22 protein-coding genes are annotated in these 25609 nt (G+C 62.5%); 9 read left to right on the top strand and 13 right to left on the bottom strand.

The annotated features are described in order from the left end of the window. Positions 1-153: 153 nt before the first annotated feature. The 4 genes from NKH97_RS20825 to argH form a co-directional block, all read right to left on the bottom strand. On the bottom strand, positions 154-1095 hold the full coding sequence (locus NKH97_RS20825) for a threonine/serine dehydratase (protein ID WP_352441728.1): 942 nt from the start codon (positions 1093-1095) through the stop codon (positions 154-156). Between the two features lie 40 nt (positions 1096-1135). Next, positions 1136-2404, bottom strand: a complete 1269-nt coding sequence (gene lysA, locus NKH97_RS20820; protein WP_352441727.1) for a diaminopimelate decarboxylase — start codon at positions 2402-2404, stop codon at positions 1136-1138. 63 nt (positions 2405-2467) lie between these two features. Next, the gene (gene lptM, locus NKH97_RS20815) at positions 2468-2674 is read right to left on the bottom strand and encodes an LPS translocon maturation chaperone LptM (RefSeq protein ID WP_023811112.1); all 207 of its coding nucleotides are present in this window, start codon (positions 2672-2674) and stop codon (positions 2468-2470) included. 118 nt (positions 2675-2792) lie between these two features. After that, entirely contained in the window at positions 2793-4193 is a 1401-nt protein-coding gene (gene argH, locus NKH97_RS20810; protein ID WP_352441726.1) for an argininosuccinate lyase, read from the bottom strand. Between the two features lie 35 nt (positions 4194-4228). Between argH and tlpA the strand changes: the two genes are divergently transcribed. Beyond that, positions 4229-4918 carry a thiol:disulfide interchange protein TlpA gene (gene tlpA, locus NKH97_RS20805; protein WP_352441725.1) on the top strand — a complete coding sequence of 230 codons (690 nt, stop codon included), beginning with the start codon at positions 4229-4231 and terminating at the stop codon, positions 4916-4918. Here the strand turns inward: tlpA and NKH97_RS20800 are convergent. Next, positions 4915-7347 (bottom strand): EAL domain-containing protein, encoded by a 2433-nt coding sequence (locus NKH97_RS20800; protein ID WP_352441724.1) that lies wholly within the window; start codon positions 7345-7347, stop codon positions 4915-4917. The two genes, tlpA and NKH97_RS20800, sit on opposite strands and share 4 nt — an antisense overlap. 360 nt (positions 7348-7707) lie before the next feature. On the opposite strand from NKH97_RS20800, the gene ugpB reads away from it, so the two are divergent. The 4 genes from ugpB (at position 7708) to NKH97_RS20780 (ending at position 12030) form a co-directional block, all read left to right on the top strand. Continuing rightward, positions 7708-9018, top strand: a complete 1311-nt coding sequence (gene ugpB, locus NKH97_RS20795; protein ID WP_352798688.1) for a sn-glycerol-3-phosphate ABC transporter substrate-binding protein UgpB — start codon at positions 7708-7710, stop codon at positions 9016-9018. A 194-nt stretch (positions 9019-9212) separates the two neighbouring features. Continuing rightward, a complete protein-coding gene (gene ugpA, locus NKH97_RS20790) occupies positions 9213-10097 on the top strand; it encodes a sn-glycerol-3-phosphate ABC transporter permease UgpA (RefSeq protein WP_352441723.1) in 885 nt (294 codons plus the stop codon). A 9-nt stretch (positions 10098-10106) separates the two neighbouring features. Beyond that, positions 10107-10955 carry a sn-glycerol-3-phosphate ABC transporter permease UgpE gene (gene ugpE / locus NKH97_RS20785; protein ID WP_128304646.1) on the top strand — a complete coding sequence of 283 codons (849 nt, stop codon included), beginning with the start codon at positions 10107-10109 and terminating at the stop codon, positions 10953-10955. Between the two features lie 7 nt (positions 10956-10962). After that, positions 10963-12030 (top strand): sn-glycerol-3-phosphate import ATP-binding protein UgpC, encoded by a 1068-nt coding sequence (locus tag NKH97_RS20780; protein ID WP_023811120.1) that lies wholly within the window; start codon positions 10963-10965, stop codon positions 12028-12030. Positions 12031-12043: 13 nt separating this feature from the next. Here the strand turns inward: NKH97_RS20780 and NKH97_RS20775 are convergent, their stop codons facing one another. From NKH97_RS20775 to NKH97_RS20755, 5 genes are all read right to left on the bottom strand, one after another. Beyond that, positions 12044-13126, bottom strand: a complete 1083-nt coding sequence (locus tag NKH97_RS20775; protein WP_352441722.1) for an ABC transporter ATP-binding protein — start codon at positions 13124-13126, stop codon at positions 12044-12046. Next, positions 13123-14703, bottom strand: a complete 1581-nt coding sequence (locus tag NKH97_RS20770; protein ID WP_023811122.1) for an ABC transporter permease — start codon at positions 14701-14703, stop codon at positions 13123-13125. Before NKH97_RS20770 ends, NKH97_RS20775 begins: the two co-directional genes overlap by 4 nt. Before the next feature lie 174 nt (positions 14704-14877). Further along, entirely contained in the window at positions 14878-15885 is a 1008-nt protein-coding gene (locus NKH97_RS20765; protein ID WP_023811123.1) for an iron ABC transporter substrate-binding protein, read from the bottom strand. Positions 15886-16043: 158 nt separating this feature from the next. After that, positions 16044-17270: a cytochrome P450 gene (locus NKH97_RS20760; protein ID WP_352441721.1), complete on the bottom strand. Its 1227-nt coding sequence runs from the start codon at positions 17268-17270 to the stop codon at positions 16044-16046. After that, on the bottom strand, positions 17267-17920 hold the full coding sequence (locus NKH97_RS20755) for a hypothetical protein (RefSeq protein ID WP_352441720.1): 654 nt from the start codon (positions 17918-17920) through the stop codon (positions 17267-17269). Before NKH97_RS20755 ends, NKH97_RS20760 begins: the two co-directional genes overlap by 4 nt. Positions 17921-18010: 90 nt before the next feature. On the opposite strand from NKH97_RS20755, the gene NKH97_RS20750 reads away from it, so the two are divergent. The 4 genes from NKH97_RS20750 to NKH97_RS20735 all read left to right on the top strand — a co-directional run bounded on the left by NKH97_RS20750 (position 18011) and on the right by NKH97_RS20735 (position 22550). Next, positions 18011-19030 carry a hypothetical protein gene (locus tag NKH97_RS20750; protein WP_352441719.1) on the top strand — a complete coding sequence of 340 codons (1020 nt, stop codon included), beginning with the start codon at positions 18011-18013 and terminating at the stop codon, positions 19028-19030. A gap of 156 nt (positions 19031-19186) precedes the next feature. Then, entirely contained in the window at positions 19187-19738 is a 552-nt protein-coding gene (locus NKH97_RS20745; RefSeq protein ID WP_127379999.1) for a sigma-70 family RNA polymerase sigma factor, read from the top strand. 1 nt (position 19739) lies between these two features. Further along, positions 19740-20378: an NrsF family protein gene (locus NKH97_RS20740; RefSeq protein ID WP_352798682.1), complete on the top strand. Its 639-nt coding sequence runs from the start codon at positions 19740-19742 to the stop codon at positions 20376-20378. Between the two features lie 210 nt (positions 20379-20588). Then, complete coding sequence (locus tag NKH97_RS20735; RefSeq protein WP_352441717.1) at positions 20589-22550, top strand: PAS domain S-box protein; 1962 nt, start codon at positions 20589-20591, stop codon at positions 22548-22550. 52 nt (positions 22551-22602) lie between these two features. On the opposite strand, the gene NKH97_RS20730 is transcribed toward NKH97_RS20735, so the two are convergent. From NKH97_RS20730 to NKH97_RS20720, 3 genes are all read right to left on the bottom strand, one after another. Continuing rightward, positions 22603-23481, bottom strand: coding sequence for a 3-hydroxybutyryl-CoA dehydrogenase (locus tag NKH97_RS20730; RefSeq protein ID WP_013529423.1), 879 nt, complete (start codon positions 23479-23481; stop codon positions 22603-22605). 232 nt (positions 23482-23713) lie between these two features. Beyond that, the gene (locus NKH97_RS20725; RefSeq protein WP_128304638.1) at positions 23714-24643 is read right to left on the bottom strand and encodes an electron transfer flavoprotein subunit alpha/FixB family protein; all 930 of its coding nucleotides are present in this window, start codon (positions 24641-24643) and stop codon (positions 23714-23716) included. Positions 24644-24667: 24 nt separating this feature from the next. Next, positions 24668-25417, bottom strand: a complete 750-nt coding sequence (locus NKH97_RS20720) for an electron transfer flavoprotein subunit beta/FixA family protein (RefSeq protein ID WP_023811130.1) — start codon at positions 25415-25417, stop codon at positions 24668-24670. Positions 25418-25609: the final 192 nt, after the last annotated feature.

The following is a 25609-nucleotide window of genomic DNA, read 5'->3' as shown; positions in this document are numbered from 1 at the left end:
TTTCGGGATCATGCTGTGGAGCGGGCAGGATAGCCCGACGCCTCACGACTCAAAGAATACCAGCAAACACGGCAAAGGCGAGGCAGTTCGGAAAAACGTGAAGTGGCCGCTATCGTTCCATCCTGCATACCCTTCAGAAGTTGGTGGGCCCCTTTAGAAGGTAGCGGGGTCTGCATTCGCCCCGCAGACCAGTACGGCGACCCGTTCGCCCGCCGCCGGCGCATAGCGGCCGGACAGGACCGCGGCAAAGGCGGCCGCACCTCCCGGCTCGGAGATGATGCGAGCCCGGTTCCACAGCGCCTTCTGCGCGGCGATGATGTCGTCGTCACTGACCAGGATCGAGCGTTCGACAAAGGCCTCGGCGATCGGGAACATCATTTCGCCGACGCGCTTTGGCGCCAGCGAATCGGCGGCGATGCCCTCGGCCGGTGCGTCGACGGGGTGTCCGGCCTCGAAGGCGCGATGCAGCGTCGGCGCTCCTTCCGGCTCGACGGCGATGATGCGGATGCGGCCGGCAAACCAGGCAGCGATGCCGCCGATCAGGCCGCCGCCGCCGACAGCGACCAGCAGCGTGTCGATCTTAGGCAAATCGCTCTCGATTTCGAGCCCGAGCGTGCCTTGGCCGACGAGCGTTTCCTCCTGGTTGAAGGCATGAATCTGCAAGGCGCCGGTTTTCTCGGCGAAACGTTCGCTGGCCGCCAACGCCTCGGCATAGCGGGCGCCGCCGACGATCAGCTCGGCGCCGTAGCTGCGGATCCGTTCCAGCTTGGCCGCCGGGCTCACCTCGGGAACGAAGATGGTCGCCTTATGGCCCAGCCGCATGGCGGCATAGGCGACGGCCGCGCCATGGTTGCCGCCCGATGCCGCGACGACACCGGCGTCGGGAACCGGCCGCTCCAGGAGATTGGTGAAAGCGCCGCGCGCCTTGAACGAGCCGGAATGCTGCAGGCATTCGAGCTTCAGGTCGACGGCCAGCGGCGGCCGGTCGAAGTCGGCCATGTCGACGCGCAGCACCGGCGTGTGCCTGATATAGGGGCGGATGCGCGGTTCCATCGCGGCAATGCGCTCGCGTGTGACGGTGATGCCGTTCGTCATGATTCGCTCCCTGTGACGGGTAGGTGTGTTTCCGGCGCTTCTATGCAAGCCAGTCGGGCATGGAATCCAACCCAATCAGGTCGTCATAGGTCGGGCGTGGGCGCACGACGTGGAACCGGTCGCCGTCGACCAGCACCTCCGGCACCAGCAGGCGGGTGTTGTAGGTGCCGGCCTGCACCGCGCCATAGGCGCCCGCGGTGGAGACGGCAATCAGATCGCCGGCCTTCAGCCTGGGCAGATCGCGGTCCAGGCCGATATAGTCGCCGGTCTCGCAGACCGGGCCGACCACGTCGACCATCATGCGCGGCGTATCGGCCGGCGGCTGCACGACCGGACGAATGTCGTGGAAGGCATCGTAGAGCGTCGGCCGGATGAGATCGTTCATTGCGGCGTCGACGACGAGGAAGTTCTTGGCGTCGCCTTCCTTTACGAAGATCACTTCCGAGACGAGGATGCCGGCATTGCCTGATATCAGCCGGCCAGGCTCGAACATCACCTTCAGCCCGAGCTTGGTGACATGCTTCCTGACGATCTGGGCATAGGCGTCGGGCAGCGGCGGCGGGTTGTTGTCGATGCGGTAGGGAATGCCGAGCCCGCCGCCGACATCGATATGCTCGATGGCATGGCCGTCCGCCCGCAGCGCGCCGACGAGATCGACAAGCAGGGCGAAGGCATCGTCGAAGGGCTGCAGCTCGGTGATCTGGCTGCCGATATGGGTATCGATGCCGGTGATCCTGATGCCGGGAAGCTTTGCCGCGCGGGCATAAACCTGCCGCGCCCGCTGCCACGGGATGCCGAACTTGTTCTCGGCCTTGCCGGTGGAGATCTTCTTGTGGGTCTTGGCGTCGACGTCGGGATTGATGCGCAGCGAGATCGGCGCCACCTTGCCAAGGGCAGTGGCCCGCGCCGACAACAGCTCGAGTTCAGGCTCGGACTCGACGTTGAAGCAGAGGATGCCGGCGGCAAGGGCAAAGTCCATTTCGCGCGCGGTCTTGCCGACGCCCGAAAACAGGATCTTGCCGGCCGGAATGCCGGCGGCCAGCGCCCGGCGCAATTCACCTTCCGAAACCACGTCGGCGCCGGCGCCGAGCTTGGCCAGCGTCCGCAGGACGGCCTGGTTGGAATTGGCCTTCATGGCGTAGCAGACAAGCGTGTCGAGCCCGGCAAAGGACTGGGCAAACACTCGGTAGTGCCTGGTCAGGGTGGCCGTCGAATAGCAGTAGAATGGCGTGCCGATCTGTGCTGCGATATCTGGTATCGCCACGTCCTCGGCATGGAGCACGCCGTCGCGGTAGTCGAAATGGTTCACGAGAGTGGTTCCGGAAGTTGGGGCGCGATGAGATCGGGTTGGAAGGCCCGGCTCTCGTCGGCTCTAGATCAGCGGGTCGAGGATGAATTTCTTGTCCTTGACCGGTTTTTCCGGCTCCGGCGGCACGGGCTGGTGGGCCTTCGAGGCATCCTTGCGCGCCTGTACGGCCGCCTCATAGGGCGTGTCGAGAGCGCCCCTCCTGCCGCAGGCCGAAACGGCCGCGATCGCAACCAGCAGCGTCAGCGTCACCAAAATCCTGCTTCCGGTCATCGATCCATCCGTCCGAAACGTTTGTCAGCCGCCGCTTTTAGCCGAGTTCTCGGCGCATTGCACCCCGAGATATTGCCCGTCGCAATATCCGGGATATTACTGCTCGCAATATCCGGCATTACGCTTTCGCCAGCCGCTTTTTCCAGGCGCGGATCTGCTTCCTCACTTCCGACGGCGCGGTGCCGCCGAAACTGATGCGGCTCTTGACCGAGTTCTGCACCGCCAGCACCGAAAATATGTCGGCCGTTATGCCGGAATTGATCGACTGCAAATCCTCCAGTGAAAGCCTCTCCAGCCCCACCTTCTTGTCTTCGGCCAGCGCCACCGCCCGGCCGGTGACATGATGCGCTTCGCGGAACGGCAGGCCGAGCGTGCGCACCAGCCAGTCGGCAAGGTCGGTTGCTGTCGCGTGGCCGGAGCCGGCGGCCTTCTTCATCGCGGCAGCGTTGACCGTCATGTCCGAGACCATGCCGGTCATCGCCGCCAGCATCAGATCGAGCGTCTCGGCGGCGTCGAACACCGATTCCTTGTCTTCCTGCATGTCCTTGCCATAGGTCAAAGGCATGCCCTTCATCACCGTCAGCAGGCCGACCAGATGACCGGTGACGCGGCCGGTCTTGCCGCGCACCAGTTCGGCTGCATCGGGGTTCTTCTTCTGCGGCATGATCGATGAGCCGGTGGAAAACGAGTCCGACAGCCTGACAAAGCCGAATTGCGGCGTCGACCAGATGATGATCTCTTCAGCCAGCCGTGACAGATGCGTGGCGCAGATCGCGGCAAGAGCGAGGAACTCGAGCGCGAAATCGCGATCCGAGACGCTGTCCAGCGAATTGCGCATCGGCTCGCGGAAGCCGAGCGCCTTGGCGGTCCGGTGACGGTCGATCGGGAAGCTGGTGCCGGCGAGGGCTGCGGCACCGAGCGGGCTTTCGTCCATCCGTTCGATCGCATCGCGCGCGCGCGACAGGTCGCGAGAAAACATCTCGACATAGGCCATGCAATGATGGCCGAAGGTCACCGGCTGGGCCGCCTGCATATGGGTGAAGCCCGGCATCACGGTCGCCGCATGCTCCTCGGCCCGCTCCAGCAGCGCCTCGATCAACCCCTTCAACGCCCCGGCGACGCGAAAGCACTCCTCCTTGACCCACAGCCTCAGATCGACCGCGACCTGGTCGTTGCGCGAGCGTGCGGTGTGCAGGCGGCCGGCCGCCGGGCCAATCAGATCGGCAAGGCGCGCTTCGATGTTCATGTGGATGTCTTCGAGCCGTGGCGAGAACTCGAAGCTGCCGGCCTCGATCTCTTTCAGGATCGTGTTCAGCCCGTCTGCGATTTTTTCTTGGTCGGCCGCCGAAATAATGCCCGTTTGCGCCAGCATCTCGCTATGGGCGATCGAGCCTTTGATGTCCTGCGCATAAAGCTTGCGGTCGAAGGAGATAGACGCGTTGATCGCTTCCATGATCGCGGCCGGACCCGAGGCAAAACGTCCGCCCCACATCTGGTTGCTGGTTTTCTTGTCGCTCATGGCTATAACCCGTGCTTCGGAGCAGTTTTGAGAAAATGGCAGACGGTAGTAGATTCTTCCCGGCCCCGCGCCTGATCCTCGCCGCCTTGGTGGCGGGCGCGCTGGCGGGCGCGGTCGCGGTATATGTCAGCGAGAGCCGGTCTGGCAACAATGCACCGGCACAAGCTGCCGTGGATGAGAGCAAGGACGATGTCGGCTGCGCGGCCAAGAGCGACCGCGCCAAGAAAATCGCGGCGTCGGCCACCGGTGAGGTTGCGGCACTTTTGCCGGCCGATCCGCCACAATCCCTGAAGAGCCTTGCCTTCAATGGCCCGGACGGCAAGCCGATGACGCTTGCCGATCATGCCGGCAAGACGGTGCTGCTCAATCTGTGGGCGACATGGTGCGCGCCGTGCCGTGCCGAAATGCCGGCGCTCGATGCGCTGCAGAAGGAAAAGGGCAGCGACTCCTTTGAAGTGGTCGCCGTCAATGTCGATGCCGGCGACGATGTGAAGCCGAAGAAGTTCCTCAGCGATACCGGCGTCACGACGCTCGATTATTACCGGGATTCGACGATGGCGCTGTTCAACGACCTCAAGAAGCGCGGCCTGGCGCTAGGCCTTCCCGTTACCATGCTGATCGACGGCGAAGGCTGCCTGATCGCCCATATGAACGGCCCGGCCGAATGGTCGGGGCCGGACGCCAGGCGGCTGATCGAGACGGCACTCAAGCCCGAGAGTTTTTAAGCCCTATTGAGGACAGGCGCGGGTGCGAAGGCCAGAACGCTTCTGTCGCGCAAGGTGGCGGGTTTGCTGCCGACAGCGGGTGCGACGACACCGGTCAGCTCGCCGAATTCCTCGATGAGAGCTGGCCTGCCGATGTAATAGCCCTGGCCGATCTCGCAGGCTTCGGCGTCCAGGAATTTCAGTTCGCCGAGCGTCTCGACACCTTCCGCCAGAACCGGCAGGCCGAGACCGCGTCCAAGTCCCAGGACGGCGCGCACGATCGCCGCGACCTGGCCGTTCTTGTCGACGGACTTGATGAAGGAGCCATCGATCTTGATCTTGTCGAAGGGGAAGGCGCGAAGGTTGGAGAGCGAGGAATAGCCTGTTCCAAAATCGTCCATGGCGACCCGCACGCCCAGCGCCTTGACCTGCCGCAAGGTGGCCAGTGCCCGCGGCATGTCCTTAACAAGCGCCGTCTCGGTGATCTCAAGCTCGAGCCTGCCGGGCGCCAGGCCGGAATTCAGCAAGGTTTCGTGGACCTTGCGGCTGAAATTCGTGTTGTGGAGCTGCACCGCCGAAACGTTGACGGCCACCGTCAGCGGATTTTCCCAGCGGGCGGCTTCCTCGCAGGCGGCCGTCAGCACCCATTCGCCAATCTGGCCAATGGCGCCGCTGTCTTCGGCGATCGGGATGAATATGCTCGGCGACACGTCGCCGCGCGTCGGATGCCGCCACCGGACCAGCGCTTCGAAACCGACCATCTTTCCGCTGCTGATCTCTTTCTGCGGCTGGTAGACGAGGTAGAACTCCTGGCGTGCGACCGCCTGGCGCAGCTCGTGCTCCATCACGCGCTTGTCGCGGGCCTCGGCCCCCATCGAAGCTTCGAAATAACGGTAGGTGTCCTTGCCTTCGGTCTTGGCCCGGTAGAGTGCCGTATCGGCGTGGCTTATCAGGCTGGCCTGGTTCTCGGCATCCGATGGATACAGCGCTATGCCGATGCTGGCCGACACAAGGCCGCCGCCGACAGAAAGCCGGTTTTCCTCGCGCATGGCGGTCAGCACCGCGTCGGCGATACGGCCCGCCTCCAACGGGTCGGTCAGGTTCGGCGCGATGATGGCGAACTCATCGCCGCCCAGTCGCGCCACCATCTGTCCTTGGCGAAGAATGCCGGTAACGCAATGCGCAACCTTCTGCAGCATGGCGTCGCCCGCGCCGTGCCCATACAGGTCGTTGACCTCCTTGAACCGGTCGAGATCGAGCAGCAGAAGCGCAAGCTGGCCGCCTTTCCTGGTCCGGCCCATCGCAGCAATTTCCGTCTCCAGCCGGCCGGAAAAGCTGCGGCGATTGGCCAGTCCGGTCAATGGATCGAAATGGGCAAGCCGCAGGATCTCCTGTTCCGCCTTCTTGCGCTCGCGAATGTCGCGGACCGCGACCACGTTGTGCGGTTTGCCACAGTAGTCGATGCTCCTGGCGATCAGCTCGACAGGAATGCTCGTGCCATCGCGGCCGCTCAATTCGGCCTCCTGCGGCTGTTCGCCGAAGCCTGACATGTCGGATCCGAAGAGATCGCCAAGCTGCATTCCGTTCAGCGTCGCTGTTGCGATGCCCGTCAATGTCGCCATGCTGTCATTGGCACTGATGATGCGGTTGCCGTCGCAGACGATCAGCCCCTCCACGGCGGCATTGGCCAGGCCGTGCATGCGGTCGACCTCGAGCTTCTGGCGACGGAAGCGCAGATCGATATACAGCGCCGATGCCGACAGGACCAGAATCACCAATGTGGCGGCGGCGGCGGCGAAAGCCTGCGAGGTCGGCTCGATCGTGTATTCGGATATGACGATCGAGGGATCGGGGAAGATCGAGACGGCACCCATGCCGATGAAATGCAGGGTGCAGATTGCCAGCGTCAGCAGCACCGCGCCGCCGGATGTCGCCTTCAGGGAGGGGCGGCGCTGCACGACACGCAGCGCCAGCGCCGCGAGCGTTACGCCGGCCAGAAGGGAAACGGCGACAAGCAACAGGTTCCACTCGATGCGGCCCTGAACCTCGAACGCCGCCATACCAATGTAGTGCATGGCCGCGATACCGCCGCCCAGCACGGCGCCGCCGACGAGATGATAATCGAACTCATTCCGCAAGGTGGCGATCCACATGCCGGCTGCCGTCAGAGTGACCGAAGCAGCGAGCGAAAGCACGGAGAGTGCGGGATCGTAAGCACTGGGTATGCCCGGTGTGAATGCGAGCATGGCGATGAAGTGCGTTGCCCAGATGCCGAAGCCGGTCGAAGTGGCCGCGATCATCAGCCAGGCAAGCCGGTTCCGATCGGTGGAGCGGCTTATGTGATGAAGCAGGTTGACGGCAGAGAAACAGGAAATTCCGCAGATCAGCGCGGCAAGTGCGACCAGTCTCAGATCGTGTTCGTTGACGATACAATTGTAGACCGTCAGCATTTTATTTCACCTGATCTTTGGAAATAAACAGGGCAGCAGGATTGAGTAGCGCGTTGCCGTTGAGGGATCGATAAAGTCGCCTGCAACCTTGGCGTGTCTCTTCGGGTTGCGGCGGCTGCAATCAGGGCTGACACGCCGAAGCCAGCTTGGCAGTTCCGATGGTAGTTCCTGGTGCGCTTGTCGTCGCGCTAAGCCGGCTAACCGTGTGGCTTTCCATGTCTCAAAGCGGAGGCGAGGGTGGCGTGAGGTAAAGGGTGAAGTTCGTCGATCTGCAACAAAACCGTTGTCTGATTGTCACGAGCGACACATATTGCCTTTGCGGGAGTGCCCCTTTCGCCAATGACAAACGGGAGATGAAACATGAAGTCCTTCGGCTTCGCGGCCGGTGTTGCCGCCACCTTTATGCTGCTTTCCTCAACCTCCGCTTTTGCTGTCACGCAGATCAGTTGGTGGCACGCCATGACTGGCGCCAATGCCGAAGTTGTCGACAAGATCTCCAAAGATTTCAATGCCAGCCAGAGCGACTATGAACTCGTTCCGGTGTTCAAAGGCACGTATCCCGAGACGCTGAATGCCGGCATCGCCGCCTACCGCGCGGGCCAGGCGCCCGATATCATGCAGGTGTTCGACGTCGGCACCGGCGTGATGATGGCAGCCGAAGGCGCAATCAAGCCGGCAGCCGATGTGTTGACCAGCGCTGGAATGACCTTCGACAAGAGCCAGTATCTGCCAGGCATAGTCGGCTATTATTCGAAGCCGGACGGCACCATGCTCTCCTTCCCCTACAACTCCTCCTCGCCGATCCTTTATTACAACAAGGATATCTTCAAGAAGGCTGGTCTCGACGTCGACAGCCCACCCAAGACCTGGAATGAGGTGTGGGAAGACGCCAAGAAGATCAAGGCGAGCGGCGCGGCCGCCTGCGGCTACACCTCGACCTGGCTGACCTGGATCCATCTGGAGAATTTCGCGGCCTGGAATGACGTGTCATGGGCCACCCAGCAGAACGGTCTGGCCGGCGGCGATGTCGAGCTCAAGATCAATGCGCCGATTTTCGTCAACCATTTCCAAGCGCTCGCGGACCTCGCCAAGGACGGCACCTTCAAATATGGCGGCCGCACCTCGGAAGCCAAGCAGATATTCCTTGCGGGCGAATGCGGGATCATGACCGAATCCTCCGGCGGACTTGGCGATATCGTCAAGTCCGGCATGAATTACGGCATCGGCCAATTGCCCTATGACAGCGACGCCAAGGGCGCGCCGCAGAACACGACGCCGGGTGGCGCCAGCCTGTGGGTTTTCGCTGATAAATCCGACGAGGAATACAAGGGCGTCGCGGCCTTCTTCGCCTACCTGTCGAAGACCGAGGTGCAAGAATACCTGCACCATAAGTCGGGTTATCTGCCGGTGACGCTGGCGGCTTATGAAGCGACCAAGAAGTCCGGTTTCTATGACAAGAACGTCGGTCGCGAGACCCCGATCCTGCAGATGACGGGTAAGGCGCCGACCGACAATTCCAAGGGCGTACGTCTGCCGAACCTGCCGCAGGTGCGCGATATCCAGAACGAGGAGTTCGAGAAGATGCTCGCCGGCCAGCAAACCGCGCAGCAGGCGCTCGACAACGCGGTTACGCGTGGCAATGCGGCGATCAAGGAAGCGCTGGGGAATTAGAGCGAGCGCAGGTCCTTGCTCTACGGCGCACCCACCTGTCCTGCCAGGCGTCTCCCCTCGGCGAGGGGAGTTTTGCCGTCCCTTGCGATTTCGCCAATGGTCGATGATGCCAACGCCGAAACGCTCGTCAAAGCCATCTTGGCGAAGAGGGGTGCCACATCGTGCCGCCCGCCCCATCACCTCGGAGTGGCTCCATGACCCCTCGCGTCGTGTTTCCCAACAAGATCCTTCCCTACCTGCTGGTGGCGCCGCAACTGGCCATCACGCTCGTGTTTTTCTACTGGCCGGCCGGTCAGGCGTTCTACCAATCCATGCTCAGGCAGGACCCGTTCGGACTGAGGACCAAGTTCGTCTGGTTCGCCAATTTCAGGAAAGTGCTTGCCGATCCGGCCTACCTGAACTCGATCAAGGTCACGGTGGTGTTTTCCCTTGCGACCGCTATCGTCGCCATGTGCGTGGCGCTCCTGCTTGCGGTCATGGCAGAGAAGGTGGTGCGCGGCAAAGGTCTTTACCGCACGCTCCTGATCTGGCCCTACGCAGTGGCGCCGGCGATCGCCGGTATGCTGTGGCTGTTCCTCTTCAACCCGTCGATCGGGTCGCTGGCCTACATGCTGAGGAGTCTCGGCATCGCCTGGGATCCACTGCTCAACGGCACCCACGCCATGATCCTGCTGGTGTCCGCCGCTGCCTGGAAGCAGATCAGCTACAATTTCCTGTTCTTCGTCGCCGGCCTGCAGGCGGTGCCGAAAGCCTTGATCGAGGCGGCGGCCATGGACGGCGCCGGCGAGACCAAGCGATTCTGGACCATCGTCTTCCCGCTGCTTGCGCCGACGACCTTCTTCCTGCTGGTCGTCAACACCGTCTATGCCCTGTTCGACACCTTCGGCATCGTCCATGCCGTCACCGGGGGCGGTCCGGGCAAGACGACTGAGACGCTGGTCTACAAGGTCTACAATGACGGCTTCGTCAATCTGATCCTCGGTGACTCGGCGGCGCAGTCGGTCATCCTGATGGTCATCGTCATCTCGCTCACGGCCATCCAGTTCCGCTACGTGGAACGCAAAGTCCATTACGGCTGAGGGCGAGCGATGATCGGCCAGTCACCGCTCCGCACCGTCATCGCCCACGTCGTGCTGATCCTCGGCATACTGATCGTCGCCTTCCCGATCTACTACACATTCGTTGCCTCGACGCAGACGCTGCAAACGATCCTCAGGCCGCCATTGCCGCTCCTGCCCGGCGATCAGTTCTGGAACAATTACGCCGAAGCGCTGTTCGGCGGTGTCGGTCGCATCGGCGGCGTCAGCGTCGGTCGATTGCTGCTCAACACCACGGTCATGGCGCTCGGCATCGCGGTGGGGAAGATTTTCATCTCGATCCTGTCGGCCTATGCGATCGTGTTCTTCCGTTTTCCGCTGCGCATGGTCTTCTTCTGGCTGATCTTCATCACCCTGATGCTTCCCGTCGAGGTGCGCATCCTGCCGACCTACAAGGTGATGGTCGATCTCGGCATGATCGACACCTATGCCGGCTTGATCATCCCGCTGATCGCCTCGGCCACCGCCACATTGCTGTTTCGACAGTTTTTCATGACCATTCCAGGTGAGCTGGTGGAGGCGGCGCGTGTCGACGGTGCGGGGCCGTGGCGCTTCTTCTTCGATATCCTGTTGCCGTTGTCGCGGACAAATATCGCGGCGCTGTTCGTCATCCTCTTCATTTATGGCTGGACGCAGTATCTATGGCCGTTGCTCGTCACCAACAGCAGCAACATGAACACGATCGTCATCGCGCTCAGAAAGATGGTCTCCTTCGCCGATGCCGATACGCAATGGAACCTGGTCATGGTCACAGCGATGCTGGCCATCGTGCCGCCGATCCTGGTCGTGGTGCTGATGCAACGCTGGTTCGTTCGCGGCCTGGTCGATTCCGAAAAGTGAGAAGCTGATGGCGACCGTCGATCTGAAGGATGTGAAGAAGGTCTACCCCAGCGGTTTCGAGGCCGTGAAGGGCGTTTCAATCGCAGTTCCCGACAAGGAGCTTTGCGTGCTGGTCGGCCCATCGGGCTGCGGCAAGTCCACGCTGCTCAGAATGATCGCCGGGCTCGAAACCATCTCCTCGGGAACAGTTGCGATCGATGGCAAGATCGTAAACTCAGTCGGTCCGACCGAGCGTGACATCGCCATGGTGTTCCAGAACTATGCGCTCTATCCGCATATGAAAGTCTACGACAATATGGCCTATGGGCTGCGCAACCGCGGCACGCCGAAGGACGAGATCGACAGCCGGGTTCGCGCGACGGCGAAAATACTGGAACTTTCGGCGCTGCTCGACCGCCGCCCGCGGGAGCTTTCCGGCGGCCAGCGCCAGCGTGTCGCCATGGGTCGTGCCATTGTGCGCAACCCGAGGGTTTTCCTGTTCGACGAGCCGCTCTCCAATCTCGATGCCAAATTGCGTGGCCAGATGCGGGTCGAGATAAAGAACCTGCAACGCTCGCTTGGCGTCACGTCGGTCTATGTCACGCATGACCAGCTCGAGGCGATGACGTTGGCCGACATTCTCGTCGTCATGAATGCCGGACTGGTCGAGCAGATGGGGGCGCCGCTCGACGTCTACGAAAGACCGGCCTCGACCTTCGTCGCTTCCTTCATCGGCGCGCCGCCGATGAATCTCCTGGCACTGACCGAAGGCGCCTCGGGCGCGGTGCTCGCAGACGGCACGGCGATCGCTTTCGCGCCTCGGGAGGCAAGAGCTGCGACCCTCGGTTTTCGGCCCGAGGATGCCGACGTCACCTTCAATGCGGAGGCGCCGTCCGGCGCGCTCGTTCTGCCGGCGCTGGTCGAGGCAGTCGAACCGGTAGGCGCCGAAAGTTTCCTTCACTGTGCGGCAGGCGGCAACCGCATCGTCGTGCGTGTCGCGGGTCGCGCCACCGCCACGGTTGGCAACCAATTGCGCGTGGTTGCCAAGGCAGAAAAGCTGCACTGGTTCGATCAGGCAGGAAAGCGCGTCGGTTAACCGCATACGGCGTTCAGGCGAAGACATGCGCCTTTCCCGATACGGTCAGCCGGACGATCTCGCCGACCGCCGGCGCGTCCATGCCCGGTTTGCGCAGGACCAGCGGCGTGTTGCCGATCGCTGCCGCATCGGGCGGATCGGCATTGTTCAAGAGCCGCACCGCGACCGTGCACATCGAGCCGGCGAATTCCGATTCCGTCACTTCGCCGAACAGCATGTCCGAGGTGCCGGACATGCCCTCGCGCGACGTTCTCTTCAGCGCGATCTGCTCCGGGCGAAGCATGATGCGGGCGATATCGCGGCTGTCATTGGTGTCGACCGCGATGCGGCCGAGCGGCGAGTTGGCGAAGCCATTCGATATCTTGGCCGGCAGGATGATGGCGTCGCCCAGGAATTCGGCGATCATCCTGTCCTTCGGCTTGAGATAGAGCTCGCGCGGCGTGCCGATTTGCGAGAACTTGCCGTCGCGCATCACCGCGACCTGGCTGGCGAAGGACAGCGCCTCGGCCTGGTCGTGCGTCACCAGGATGGTGGTGATGCCGGCGGCTTCCAGCAGCTCGGCTACCGCCTTGCGCATCGAGGCGCGCAGGCCGGTATCGAGCGCCGAGAACGGCTCGTCCAGAAGCATCAGCCTGGGCTTCATCGCCATGGCGCGGGCCAATGCCACACGCTGCTGCTGGCCGCCGGAGAGTTCGTGCGGGCGGCGTTTGAGGATCGCCTTGTCGAGGCCGACGATATAGGCGAGCTCGACGATGCGCTCAGTGCGCTTGTCCTCGCCGCGACCCATGCCGAAACCGATATTGTCGCCAATGGTCAGATGCGGAAACAGGGCACCATCCTGCGCCACCACGCCGATGCCGCGGCGATGCGCTGGTACCGCCGCGCCGCCATTGGCCAGCACCTCGCCATCGAGCGTGATGCGGCCCTGGTCCGGGGCCTCGAAGCCGGCGATCAGCCGCAGCAAGGTCGTCTTGCCGCAGCCGGACGGACCGACAATCGCCGTGCGGCTACCACTGGCGACGCTCAGGTCGACGCCGGCAAGAGCGGCCACCGGACCGTAGTGCTTGTGCAGGCCGCTGATTTCGAGAAAGCTCATCGTCCGGCCATCCGTTTCGACTGGACATAGAGCAGCCAGGTCAAGGGCAGCGACATCGCCACCATGATGAAGGCGTAAGGTGCCGCGGAGGCATAATCAATCTCGCCGCTGTAGGACCAGAACGCCATGGCCAGCGTGCGGGTGCCGTTGGGCGCCAGCATCTGGGTGGCGGTCAGTTCGTTCATGATGCCGAGCGCCACCAGCGCCATCCCGGCCGCGGCACCCGGCGCCGACAGGCGGATCGTCGTCGACCACAGCGCCTGCAGCGGCGGCCGGCCGAGGCTGGAAGCGGCGCGTTCGAGCTCGACCGGCGCCTGCGCGATCGACGCCCGCAGGCTGACCAGCGCGCGCGGCAGGAACATCAGCGCATAGGCCACCAGGATGGTGAACAGGGTCTGGTAGAGCGGCAGCGCGATGCGCACCGTGATGGTGACCAGCGCCAGCGCAATGACAACCCCCGGCAACGAGCCGACAATATAGTTGCAGCCCTCCAGCAGGCGCTGCAACGGCCCCGGCGCGCGGATCGAGATCCAGGCCATCGGCATGGCGGCGACCGTGGCCAGCAAGGCGCCGGCGAGCGCCAGGAACAGCGTCTGGCCAAGCGCCAGGCCGATCTCGTTCAGGCGCCAGACAGCGGCGCCGCCGGCGGCAAGCCAGCCACCGATGGTGACGAACGGCACGCCGAGCGCCAAAAGCGTGGTGACGACAAGCAAGAGCAGGCTCGGGATGGTGGCGCGTCCGAGGCTCGTGCGTTGCTGATGGCGCGCCGCACCTGAGCCGACGCGGGCATAGCGCTCCTCGCCGCGCACCAGCACTTCGAGGCCGAGCAGCACGAAGCAGCAACTGACCAGCACGCCGGCCAGCATGTTGGCGGCCGGTCCGTTGAAGGTCGACTGGAATTGGTCGACGATCGCCGTGGTGAAGGTGTCGAAGCGGATGAAGACATAGAGGCCGTACTCGGCCAGCAGATGCAGGCCGACCAGCAGCGAGCCGCCGCAGATGGCGAGCCGCAATTGCGGCAGCACGACCCGCCAGAACACGCGCCGGGGTCCAAGGCCGAGTGCGGCGGCAGCGTCCTCGAGGGCGGGATCGAGACGGCGCAATGCCGCCGACACCGGCAGATACAGGAACGGGAAATAGGCGATCACGGAAACCAGCACGCCGGCCCACAGGCCGTGCAGTCCCGGCACCATGGTGACCCAGGCATAGCTGTGCACGAAAGCCGGGATGGCAAGCGGCGCCACGCAGAGCCAGGCCCAGAGCCGGGCGCCCGGCAGGTCGCTGCGCTCGGTCAGCCAGGCCAGCGCAACCGACAGCACGATGGTGATCGGCACGGAGAGCGCGACCAGCAGGACAGTGTTGACCAGAAGCTCGCCGACACGCGGCCGGAAGACCAGCGCCGAGACGGTTTCCCAGCCGGTCTGCACCGCGATCCAGATGATGAAGGCGAGCGGCACCAGCGCCAGCAGCGCAACGAAGATGGCGGCAATGACCAGCCAAAGCGGGGCTCGGCGCCGGGCCCTTCGGCCTGTGCCCGAAGGCAGGCCCGAGCGCGCGAGATCAACCGCGGACTGCATCAGGTCAGACGCCGTGCCGCTGCCGTCCAGCGGCAGCAATTGAAAGACCGCGATCACGGTCGGGAACACAGCGTGTCGTCATCGACGAATGCCATCTCGAAAAACAAAATCACTCCCGCGGAAGGCGAATTCCCGCGGGAGCGTGGTCGGGTGTCCTTTTAGGACGAATGGCAACTAAAGCAAGCCGGCTGCCGTCATCAGGTCGGTGACCTTCTTGGAGTTCAGCGTCGTGGCGTCGACCTTTGGTGCCTGCAGATCGACGAGCGGCACCAGCTTCGGGTTGGACTCCGCACCCTTGCCGACCGCGTATTCGAAGGAATCGCCGGTCTTCAGCACGTCCTGGCCGCCCTTGCCTGTCAGCCATTTCAGGAAGGCCTGGGCTTCCTTCGGATGCTTGCTCGAGGCCAGCACACCGCCGCCGGAGATCGAGACGAACGCGCCCGGATCCTGGTTCTTGAAATAGTGCAGCTCGACATTCTTGCTGTTTTCGCCGGTCTTGGCCTGATCGCCGAAGTAGTAATAGTGATAGATCACGCCGCCTTCGATCTCGCCGGCATTGACCGCCTTCATCACCGTGCTGTTGCCCTTATAGGCGGTGAAGTTGGTTTTCATCGCCTTCAGCCAGTCGGCGGTAGCGGCTTCGCCCTTGAGCTGGAGCAGGGCACTGACGATGGCCTGGAAATCGGCGCCTGACGGGGAGGCGGCCCAACGGCCCTTCCAGCTCGGATCGGCGAGGTCGAGCATCGACTTGGGCAACTGGTCGGCGGTCAGCTTGGTCTTGTTATAGGCAAAGACCGTGCTGCGCGCTGCGACGCCGACCCATTTGCCGCTGGCCGGCTGATAGTCCTGGGGAACCTGTGCCAACGTGTCGGCGTCGACCGGCGCGAACAGGCCGGCCGTCTCGACCAGCACCATGGCCGGCGAGTTTTCCGTCAGGAACACGTCGGCCGGCGAAGCAGTGCCCTCAGCGACGATCTGGTTGGAGAAGTCGCTGTCGCCGCCATTGCGCACGGTGACCTTGATGCCGGTCTCCTTGGTGAAGCCTTCGGCCCACGCCTTGGTCAGGCTTTCGTGCTGGGCGTTGTAGACAATGATGCCATCATCTTCCGCCATCGACGGGCTGGCGATCAGCATGATTGCCAGCGCGGTGGCGCCGGCGAGGGTGGAAAGAGCGTATTTCATGTCATTGTCCTAAAGTTCGGTTGGCACCGGCTCACCTACCGATACCTGACAGCCTTAGTCAACATTGGTGATCTGCTTCAATCGGCCGCTGAAGCACAAACGCTTGATATCGGGCTCACAATTCCAAGTGATGAAGTGACGCGAATGGCGTGCCGAATTCAACCCGATGGTTGATAGGCCGACCGGATGAATGGGGCGGCTTGCAGACCGTGGAAAAGCACCGAATGCCGCCTGACGACCCTGGGAAGATCCAAGCACCAGCCTTTGGCCTGCGTGAACAAGGCCTCCAGCAGTACAGCCATTTCTAACCGGGCGACGTGTTGACCCAGACAGGCATGCAGTCCGGTGCCAAAGGCAAGGGCCGACGAAATGCCGGAACCCAAATCCAACCGGTCGCCCGCCGGAAAAACAGAAATGTCTCGATTGGCGCTCGCCAGCACGGGTACGACGGCCTGCCCGGCTTTTATGGTTGCGCCACCAAACTGCAAATCTTCCGCGGCGATACGCGCTCCGGCATAGTGAACCGGAGCGCAAAAACGGAGCAGCTCTTCGGCTGCTGAAAACCAACTGACTTTCCCATCTTCAAGCAGCGAAAGCTGTTCTGGGAAGCGTGCAAGCGCGACCAGCGCATTGCCGAAGGTATCGACGACTGTCGCCTGCCCGGCAAAGAGCAGGAATACGATGTTTGCAATGACATCGTCTCTCAGCCAGCGGCCAGCCTCGACTTCGGCAAGCATCTGAGCTGAAATACCGTTTGGGCGCACAGTACCGTGTTCTATCACGCTGGATACCCATGCCTCCAATCGGCGGCAGGCATCGTTTGCGTCTTCGTCTACGCCGCCGGCCCTTATTTCCAGGGCGTTGGCCATAAGCTGTGCGTCGGCGCCAATCCGCCAGGGATCGTCCATGTCGATACCAAGGATCTGTTCCAGGCCTGAAAACGATAGCGGCAGGCCTATATCACGAACCGCGTCGAACTCCGGTTTTTGTACAGCTGCCTGCGTAAGTTCCGACGCTTTGGCCGCAAGCCGGTCGAACAGCCCGTTGCTGGAGGAAAAGCTTAGCGAACCAGCCAATGGGCGGCGCAGGCGCATGTGCCGCGGCGGGTCGGACAGCAGCATGGAACGGGTCAACAGGTCCAGGGCCGGATTGGCGCTGATCTTTTGCCTGACCTCCTGATAGGCGCCCGGCGGTGCCTGCAGCAACAGCGGGTGTTTCAAGGCCTGGGAAACAAGCGCATGGCTGAACACGTAGAAGGCTTCACCGACCTCGGGATAAGGAGGTTTGCCCCAACTGGCGCCTCCTGAACTCCGACGACGGGCGAATTCGGGAAACGCATCGCTGCCATGGGCAATGGGGTCAAATAGATCAGCTTGATCTGTCATCGGGCAAGATCGACAGCAAAGATAACGCGAAATCCGCCGGAACTCATGTCTTCAGGTAGAAAATCGGACGCGAGATGTAGAAATTCGCACCGGAGAACACGGTTATAGAACCGCAGTAGCGGATCCCTCGTTATGGATTCCACCGAAGGCATGACACCGGTCCGGTGCCAATCGTCGATGGTCCGACGAAATTCCGGATCCGGCCGAACCTTGTCGGGCAACTCGTCCTGTGCTCCCGCGTAGGACGGGCAACGTCCGTCGCCGACCAACCAACGCGCACCGACCTGCCGGCCATGGTCAGACATTTGCGACAACAGGCGGCGTGCCATGTCGGTGCCGCGGAATTCGGGTCGCACACCAAGATTGTAAACGTAGAGTGACCGTGCAGGTTGGCTCCTGACAAGCGAAGAGTAGGCGGAGAAGGTCTTGGGGAACCTTCCCGTATCGTGCGGATCTTGGCTGGTTTCCACGAAGCAGATCGCGCCGGCAACAAGGTTCTCAACCATGGCCAGGATCATTGTATGCCCGAGCGAAAGCCGGTGGTGAATTGTTTTTTCGCTGGCACCGAGTCGTCCCCAGGCTGCGGCCTCCATCGCGGCCATGCCCGGAACGTCGTCTGCCACAAGTTGTTGAACTACGATCATCTTCATCGTCGAAAGGCCGCTCGTAGTTGCGATATCGAATCGATAATTTTCTGATACCAGCTGTTGATGGGTGCATGAGTAGGGGCGGGTTGTCTCATGATCTTCTATGTTTGCCATCGCTTGCATGCCTATACCCTGGCAAGCCTGCTACTCTATTTTCGAACTGATTTGCAGGATTCTGTGCGCTTTGTCCCCTATGACGAACGGGCGCATCTGCTTGAGATTTCCAGAGGCACCGTTCTTTGGACGGATTTGGACCGACTGAGCGAAGCAGAGATTGAAGCATGCTCCAATCTCAGCCAGCGAATGGAGTCGCAGCAGCCTGATCTGTTTCAACTCAACCATCCGCGAAAAAGCCTTCAGCGTTTCGATCTATTGCGTATGCTGTTCGCGGACGGCATCAATGATTTCAATGTATACAGACCCGAAATTCTGCCGGCGGGAATGCGTTTTCCTGTGTTTCTGCGTGACGAGACGGGCGCCGCTTATAAAGTGCCGCCGCTGTTGCAATCGCCGGCGGAACTCGGCGAGGCGCTCTCGAACCTGGGTACGATGAATTTTGTTCGCCCCATGGTGGTGGAGTTTGGAGCAAAGGCTGGTGCCGATGGCAGCTACCGAAAATACTCGGCATATCGGATCGGCGAGCGCAGTTATGCGCAACACTGCTTCGCCAGCAAGGAGTGGTTCATAAAGGTACAGGGAGGCGGTATGTCGGGGCAACATCGGGTCGAGCATACCGCCTTTGTGCGCGACAATCCGCATGCGGTAGAGCTGATGCCGATTTTCGAGAAGGCGGGGATCTCATATGGCAGGATCGACTACACCATTGTCGATGGTCGCATCCAGGTTTTCGAGATCAACACCAATCCCACTGTATTGAACGACCCTCCCACACCCTTCGACAGATATGATTCGTTGCCTTACGCCAACATGCATGCAGATGCCTTGGCACAGCTGCCATATGCTAACGATCCCCTATCCACTCCGGATATCGATGAGACACATCTCCAGATCTTGGGCCGCCTGAGAAACAAGTACCGTCGCAGACGAATGAAGCTGACCGTTCGAAAGGGCTTCAGGTCTTTCCGGGATGCCATGTTCGGCGCCAAGCCTTGAGTTCAAGAACAAGAGCGCGGGGCAATATCGCACTGGCGATCGGCGCGCAGTGTGCAGCAAACTTTCGTGATTTGCCGACAGTTTGGCTTGGACATTATTTCGCCGGCCACGTAACAAATCAGCGCCGAGACGCGAAATTCGGGGGAGTGAACTCTTGTGAGCGGCAAGGACGAGGCCGAACTTTCCCGGCTGATGCGGGCCGCGATCGCAGGAGATGAAAGGGCTTACGCCGACTTTCTGCACCGGATTGCCGCGCTGGTTCGCGGTTTTGCCAGGCGCAAGATCGTGCAGGGCGGGGTCGATCCCGAGGATGTCGTGCAGGAAACCTTGCTGGCCATTCATGTAAAACGACATACTTGGCGCCAGGATGCGCCGGTGTTGCCGTGGATCTACGCGATCGCCCGCTTCAAGCTGATCGATGCGTTCCGGCGGCGCGGACGGCGCATCGAGATCGATGTCGACGATATCGCCGAGACGTTCGCCGAGCCGGAAACCGAGACCGTCAGCGAGCGAGACATCAACCGGGCATTGGACAGCCTGTCGCCGGCACAGCGCTCCGTGGTCTCGGCCGTGTCGGTGGAAGGGCGGTCCATCGGTGAGACGGCGGCGAAGTTCGGCATCAGCGAGACGGCGGTGCGTGTGTCGCTGCATCGCGGACTTGCCGCGATAGCCAAGCGATTCGGGCAGGGGCGGTTCGGGCGGGAATGACATGAGGACGGACGATCTCATCAGGGCGCTGGACGCCGATGCAAGCAGCAAGGCGATGCCGCTGCAATCGGCCTGGTGGCTGGCCGCCGGTGCGGGGGCGGTGATCGCGGCCATCGTTTTCCTGCTGACCATCGGCCCGCGCCCAGACTTCATGGCGGCCGCGCACACGATGCGCTTCCTCTCCAAATTCGTCTTCACCATCGTGCTTGCCGTCAGCGCCTTCGCCCTGATCCGCGCCTTGTCGACACCGGGTGCCTCGACGGGCCGGGCAATGGCCTGGATGGCCGCGGCGCCAGTGCTGGTAGCCGTGGCGGTGCTTCTGGAGCTTTTCATGGTGCCGGAGGCGCTGTGGGGTACACGGATGGTCGGCAACAACATGATGCTCTGCATGGGCTTCATCCCGCTGATCGGTATTGGCCCGCTTGCCGTCTTCCTGTGGATGCTGCGCTATGGCGCGCCGACACGGCCGGTGCTTGCCGGTGCGGTGGCGGGCCTGCTCGCCGGCGGGCTGGCGGCAACCTTCTATGCCGCGCACTGCTTCGACGACTCGCCGCTTTTCGTCGCCCCCTGGTACACGATAGCGATCGCAGCGCTCGCATTGCTCGGTGCGCTCGGCGGACGGTTTTTCATACGCTGGTAGCGTTTCGTAACGATCGCGGACCCGTGCACCGATCCTTAATCATGCCGGCAATTGTTTGCCGGTTGGCGACCACGCCGGCATGCCGGACGCAACCTTTCCTTAAAAACGATCCGCCAAGGTTGATGCGAGAACATGCGTTTGCGCACGGGGGTGGCACGTATCGTGATGTGGCGAGGATTGACCAGCCGAGAATCTCTTGGGCATGCAGGGTTGGCGTTGCTCGTCGCCGGCTTGGGCGTGCTGGCGACCTCGATCCTGCTTTCGCGCCTGGACCTCGGCACCGAAGCGTTGAAGCTCTGCCTGCAGATCGCGGTGGCGATGGCGGTGGGCGCGCTGTTCCTCGCCGCCCTGTCCATACGCAGGATCAGCAGGCATCGCCAGCAGATTGCCGAGAGCGAACTGCGCTTCCGCCGCGCCATGGAGGATTCGGCGATCGGCATCGTGGTTGTCGGTCTCGACGGTCGCATCCGCCAGACCAATCCGGCCTTCGCCGCCATGCTTGGCTACACAAGCGAAGAGATCGAGGCGCTGACTTTCTTCCAGATCACGCATCCCGACGATCTGCAGATCGGGCGGGAGACGATGGACGATCTGAAGGCGGGCACGGTCAATTCCTTCCACTTCGAGAAGCGCTATCTCAGGAAGGACGGAACGCCCGTCTGGGCCCATCTTGCCGGCTCGGTCATTCGCGATGAGACCAGCGGCCGTCCGCTCTATCTCGTCTCCCAAATCGAGAACATCGACGCGCGCAAGCAGGCCGAGGCGCGCATTGCCGAAGCGGAAACGCGTTGGAATTTTGCTCTGGCTGGTGCCGGCCAAGGCGTCTGGGACCTCGACATGCGCAAGGGCGGCACGACCTATTCCTCGACCTGGGTCAAGATGCTGGGCTATGCGGATGGCGAGCTCGATGGCGACACCGACAGCTGGCTGACGATGATTCATCCCGACGATCGCGAGACTGTCGCCGAAGCGGATCGCGCTCATCTCGAGGGCAAGACACCGTTCTTTGAGGCCGAATTCAGGATGCGCCACAAGGATGGCCACTGGATGTGGATACTCGACCGCGGCAAGGCTATCGAACGCGACGAGGATGGACGGCTGATCAGGGCCATTGGCAGCCTGACCGACATCACCCGTCGCAAGGAGGCCGAAGAGCGCCTCACTGTGTCGGCGGCAATGCTTGCCGATGAAAAGGAGCGGCTGAGGGTGACGCTGCAATCGATCGGCGATGCCGTCATCTGCACCGATGCCGCAAACCGCGTCACCTTCATGAACCCGGTCGCCGAAAAGCTGACCGGGATTGCCGGCGGCGAGGCTCTCGGCAAGATGCTTGGCCATGTCTACTGGGCGGTCGACGAGGAGACGGGGCACAGGATCGGCGTCACCCGGCCCGCGATTGGCGTTCATGCGCCCGCCGACCAGAACAGCCGCGCCGTCCTGATCCGGCGCGACGACACGCGCTGCAGCATCCGCCAGGTCGTGTCGCCGATCATCAACGAACGGAACGAATTCTGCGGGCTGGTCATCGTCTTCCAGGACTTTACCGATGCGCGCGCGCTGCAGCGCCAACTGGCGCACGCCGCGGCACACGACGCGCTGACCGGCCTTGCCAATCGCTCGAGCTTCATCCGCGCCATGGAGGGCCTGGTCGGTCAGGCCCGCAAGGACGGCACCGCCGACACGAGGAAGTCGACCGGCGACACGACAGAGTCGGTCGGAGCCAGCGGACATCAGTTCATGTTCATCGATCTCGACCACTTCAAACTGGTCAACGACACGGGCGGCCACGCGGCGGGAGACGCGCTGCTGAAGCGGGTTGCCGTGGCGATTCGTGGCGTGCTTGGTCCAGACGATATCGTCGCTCGCCTCGGCGGCGACGAATTCGCGGTCATTCTGAAATCGGGTTCAGCAGCCGGTGCCAAGATCGCGGCGCGCTCCATCATCGATGCGATCGGCGGCCTGGACTTCACCTGGGACGGCCGTCCTCACGTGATCGGCGCCAGCATCGGACTGGCTGCGATCAATGCCAATTGCGGCGAGGTCGACGAGATCATCGCGAGAGCCGATGCGGCCTGCTATGCGGCCAAGGCGGCCGGCCGTGGCTGTGTCTCCGTGGCGCCCGACGCACGGATCGTGGATGGCCGGACAGAGCCGCTGGCCGCGGCCTCCTGATCGAGCCTGTCACCGCCGAAAGGCTTGCCCCTGATTTGCGCCGACGATGCGCTCAGCGCGTCGGAACGGGATGCTCGCCGCGATAATCGTAAAAACCGCGCCCGGTTTTGCGGCCGAGCCAGCCGGCCTCGACATATTTCACCAGCAGCGGGCAAGGACGGTACTTCGAGTCCGACAGGCCGTCATGCAGCACCTGCATGATCGACAGGCAGGTATCGAGCCCGATGAAATCGGCCAGCTGCAGCGGCCCCATCGGATGGTTGGCGCCGAGCCGCATGGCGGTGTCGATGGCGTCGACCGAGCCGACACCCTCATAGAGGGTGTAGATCGCCTCGTTGATCATCGGCAGCAGGATGCGGTTGACGATGAAGGCCGGAAAATCCTCCGAGACCGTAATCGTCTTGTCGAGTTGCTTCACATAGGTCTTTGCCGCCTCGAAGGTCTGGTCCTCGGTGGCGATGCCGCGCACCAGTTCGACCAGCTTCATCAGCGGCACCGGGTTCATGAAATGTATGCCGATGAACCGCTCCGGCCGGTCGGTCTGCGCGGCAAGCCGCGTGATCGAGATCGACGAGGTGTTGGTCGCCAGGATGGCTTCGGGATTGAGCTGCGGACAGAGCTGGGCGTAGATCTTGCGCTTGACCGTCTCGTCCTCGGTCGCCGCTTCGATCACCAGATCCGCGCCGGCAAGATCGGCCATCGCGGGCGCGGCCGAAATGCGGCCCATCGCGTCGTTGCGCACCTTCTCGTCGAGCTTGCCGGACCCCACCTGGCGGGCCATGTTGCCGCTGATTGTGGCGATGCCTTTCTCGATGCGGTCGGGCGAAATATCATAGATCAGCACCTTGTAGCCCGAAAGCGCGGAGACATGGGCGATGCCGCCGCCCATCTGGCCCGCGCCGATGATGCCGATCGTCTCGATCTTGCTCATTACACCGATCCCGTCCTGAGCCCTTCCGCTTGAACTGCGAAAGCGCTCCACCTTTTTATTTTACCGCAATTCCCTAGGGAAAGCGCTACGCGCTTTTCCCGGGAAAACCGCTGCGCACTTTTGCTGGATTGCTTTTCGCCTTTGCGGCCTGCTTTTTGTGCGGTGCAAACTAAAAGGGCGGGGCGACTTCGTCTACCCCACCCTCACCATTTAATACCTTTGGCAGAAAGCGTCAAAGCGCCTTTTGCAGCTCCGGCAGAATGACAAAGAGATCGCCGACGAGGCCGTAGTCGGCAACCTGGAAAATCGGCGCCTCCTCGTCCTTGTTGATGGCGACGATGACCTTCGAATCCTTCATGCCGGCGAGATGCTGGATGGCGCCGGAGATGCCGACCGCGATGTAAAGATCGGGGGCAACCACCTTGCCGGTCTGGCCGACCTGCCAGTCGTTCGGCGCATAGCCGGCATCGACCGCGGCGCGGGAGGCGCCGACGGCTGCACCGAGCTTGTCGGCGACCGGCAGGATGACCTCCTGGAACTTCTCCGCCGAACCCAGCGCACGACCACCCGAGATGATGATCTTGGCCGAGGTCAGCTCCGGACGGTCGGTCTCGGAAAGCTTGTTCTCGACGAAGGTGGAGAGGCCGGGATTGGCCGCGGCCTTGACGGTCTCGACCGCCGCCGAGCCGCCCTCGGGGGCTGCCTGGAACGAGGCTGTGCGAACCGTGATCACCTTCTTGGCGTCGCTCGACTGCACCGTCTGGATAGCGTTGCCGGCATAGATCGGGCGCTTGAAGGTGTCGGCCGATACGACTTCGATGATCTCGGACACCTGCGCGACATCGAGGAGCGCAGCCACGCGCGGCGCGACATTCTTGCCCGACGAGGTCGCCGGCGCGATGATGGTGTCGTAAGCGCCCGCCAGCGACACAACCAGTGCTGCCGTCGGCTCGGCGAGGCGCTCGGCGAGTTCGTCGGCTTCGGCCAGCAGCACCTTGCTCACGCCCTTGAGCTTGGCGGCAGCGTCCGCTGCCGGCTTGGCGCCCTTGCCGGCAACCAGCACATGCACGTCCGAGCCGATCTGCAGGGCGGCCGACAGCGCCTTGGCGGTCTGGTCGGAAAGCGTTGCGTTGTCGTGTTCTGCGATGAGGAGAATAGCCATTTTTCTTGTTCCTTTCCCGATCGCTTACAGCACGCCGGCTTCGTTCTTGAGCTTGTCGATCAGTTCGGCGACGCTCTTGACCTTGACGCCTGCCTTGCGGCCACTCGGCTCCTCGGTCTTGATGACCTTCAGCCGCGGCTTGACGTCGGCGCCGTAGTCGGCCGGGGTCTTCTCGTCGAGCTGCTTCTTCTTGGCCTTCATGATGTTGGGCAACGAGGCATAGCGCGGCTGGTTGAGGCGAAGGTCGGCGGTGACGATCACCGGCATCTTCAGTTCCACGGTCTGCAGGCCGCCGTCGACCTCGCGCGTCACCTTGGCGTTGTCGCCGTCGAGCACGATCTTGGAGGCGAAGGTGCCCTGCGCCCAGCCCAGCAGTGCCGCCAGCATCTGGCCGGTCTGGTTGGAATCGTCGTCGATAGCCTGCTTGCCGAGGATGACGAGGCCGGGCTGCTCGGCGTCGACGACGCCTTTCAGCACCTTGGCGACGCCGAGCGGCTCGGTCTGTTCGTCGGTCTTGACCAGGATGGCGCGGTCGGCGCCCATGGCGAGCGCGGTGCGCAGTGTTTCCTGCGCCTGCTGCGGGCCGATCGAGACGACGATGATTTCTTCGGCCTTGCCGGCTTCCTTCAGCCGGATTGCTTCTTCCACCGCGATTTCGTCAAACGGGTTCATCGCCATCTTGACGTTGGCGAGCTCCACCGCCGAACCATCAGCCTTCACGCGAACCTTGACGTTCGCATCCACAACCCGCTTCACGGGTACAAGGATCTTCATTTGCCTGTCACCTCTTCACGCTAGTTGGGCGCGCTATAACAGCCTGCGCCCTTTCCGAGTTGTCGAAAGCCGACATTCCTGACTGAATTTTGGCCGGATGGAATTCTGGCCGGATGGAAATTCTGGTCTTTGCCCGCCTTAGGTTGCGGCGGTGACGTTTCCGTAGTTGCGGCAACCCTGCACGTCAATACG

The sequence above is a fragment of the Mesorhizobium sp. M0870 genome (assembly GCF_040319775.1).
In the GTDB taxonomy this organism is placed as follows: Bacteria; Pseudomonadota; Alphaproteobacteria; order Rhizobiales; family Rhizobiaceae; genus Mesorhizobium.
This window is presented reverse-complemented; position numbering and strand designations above follow the sequence as displayed.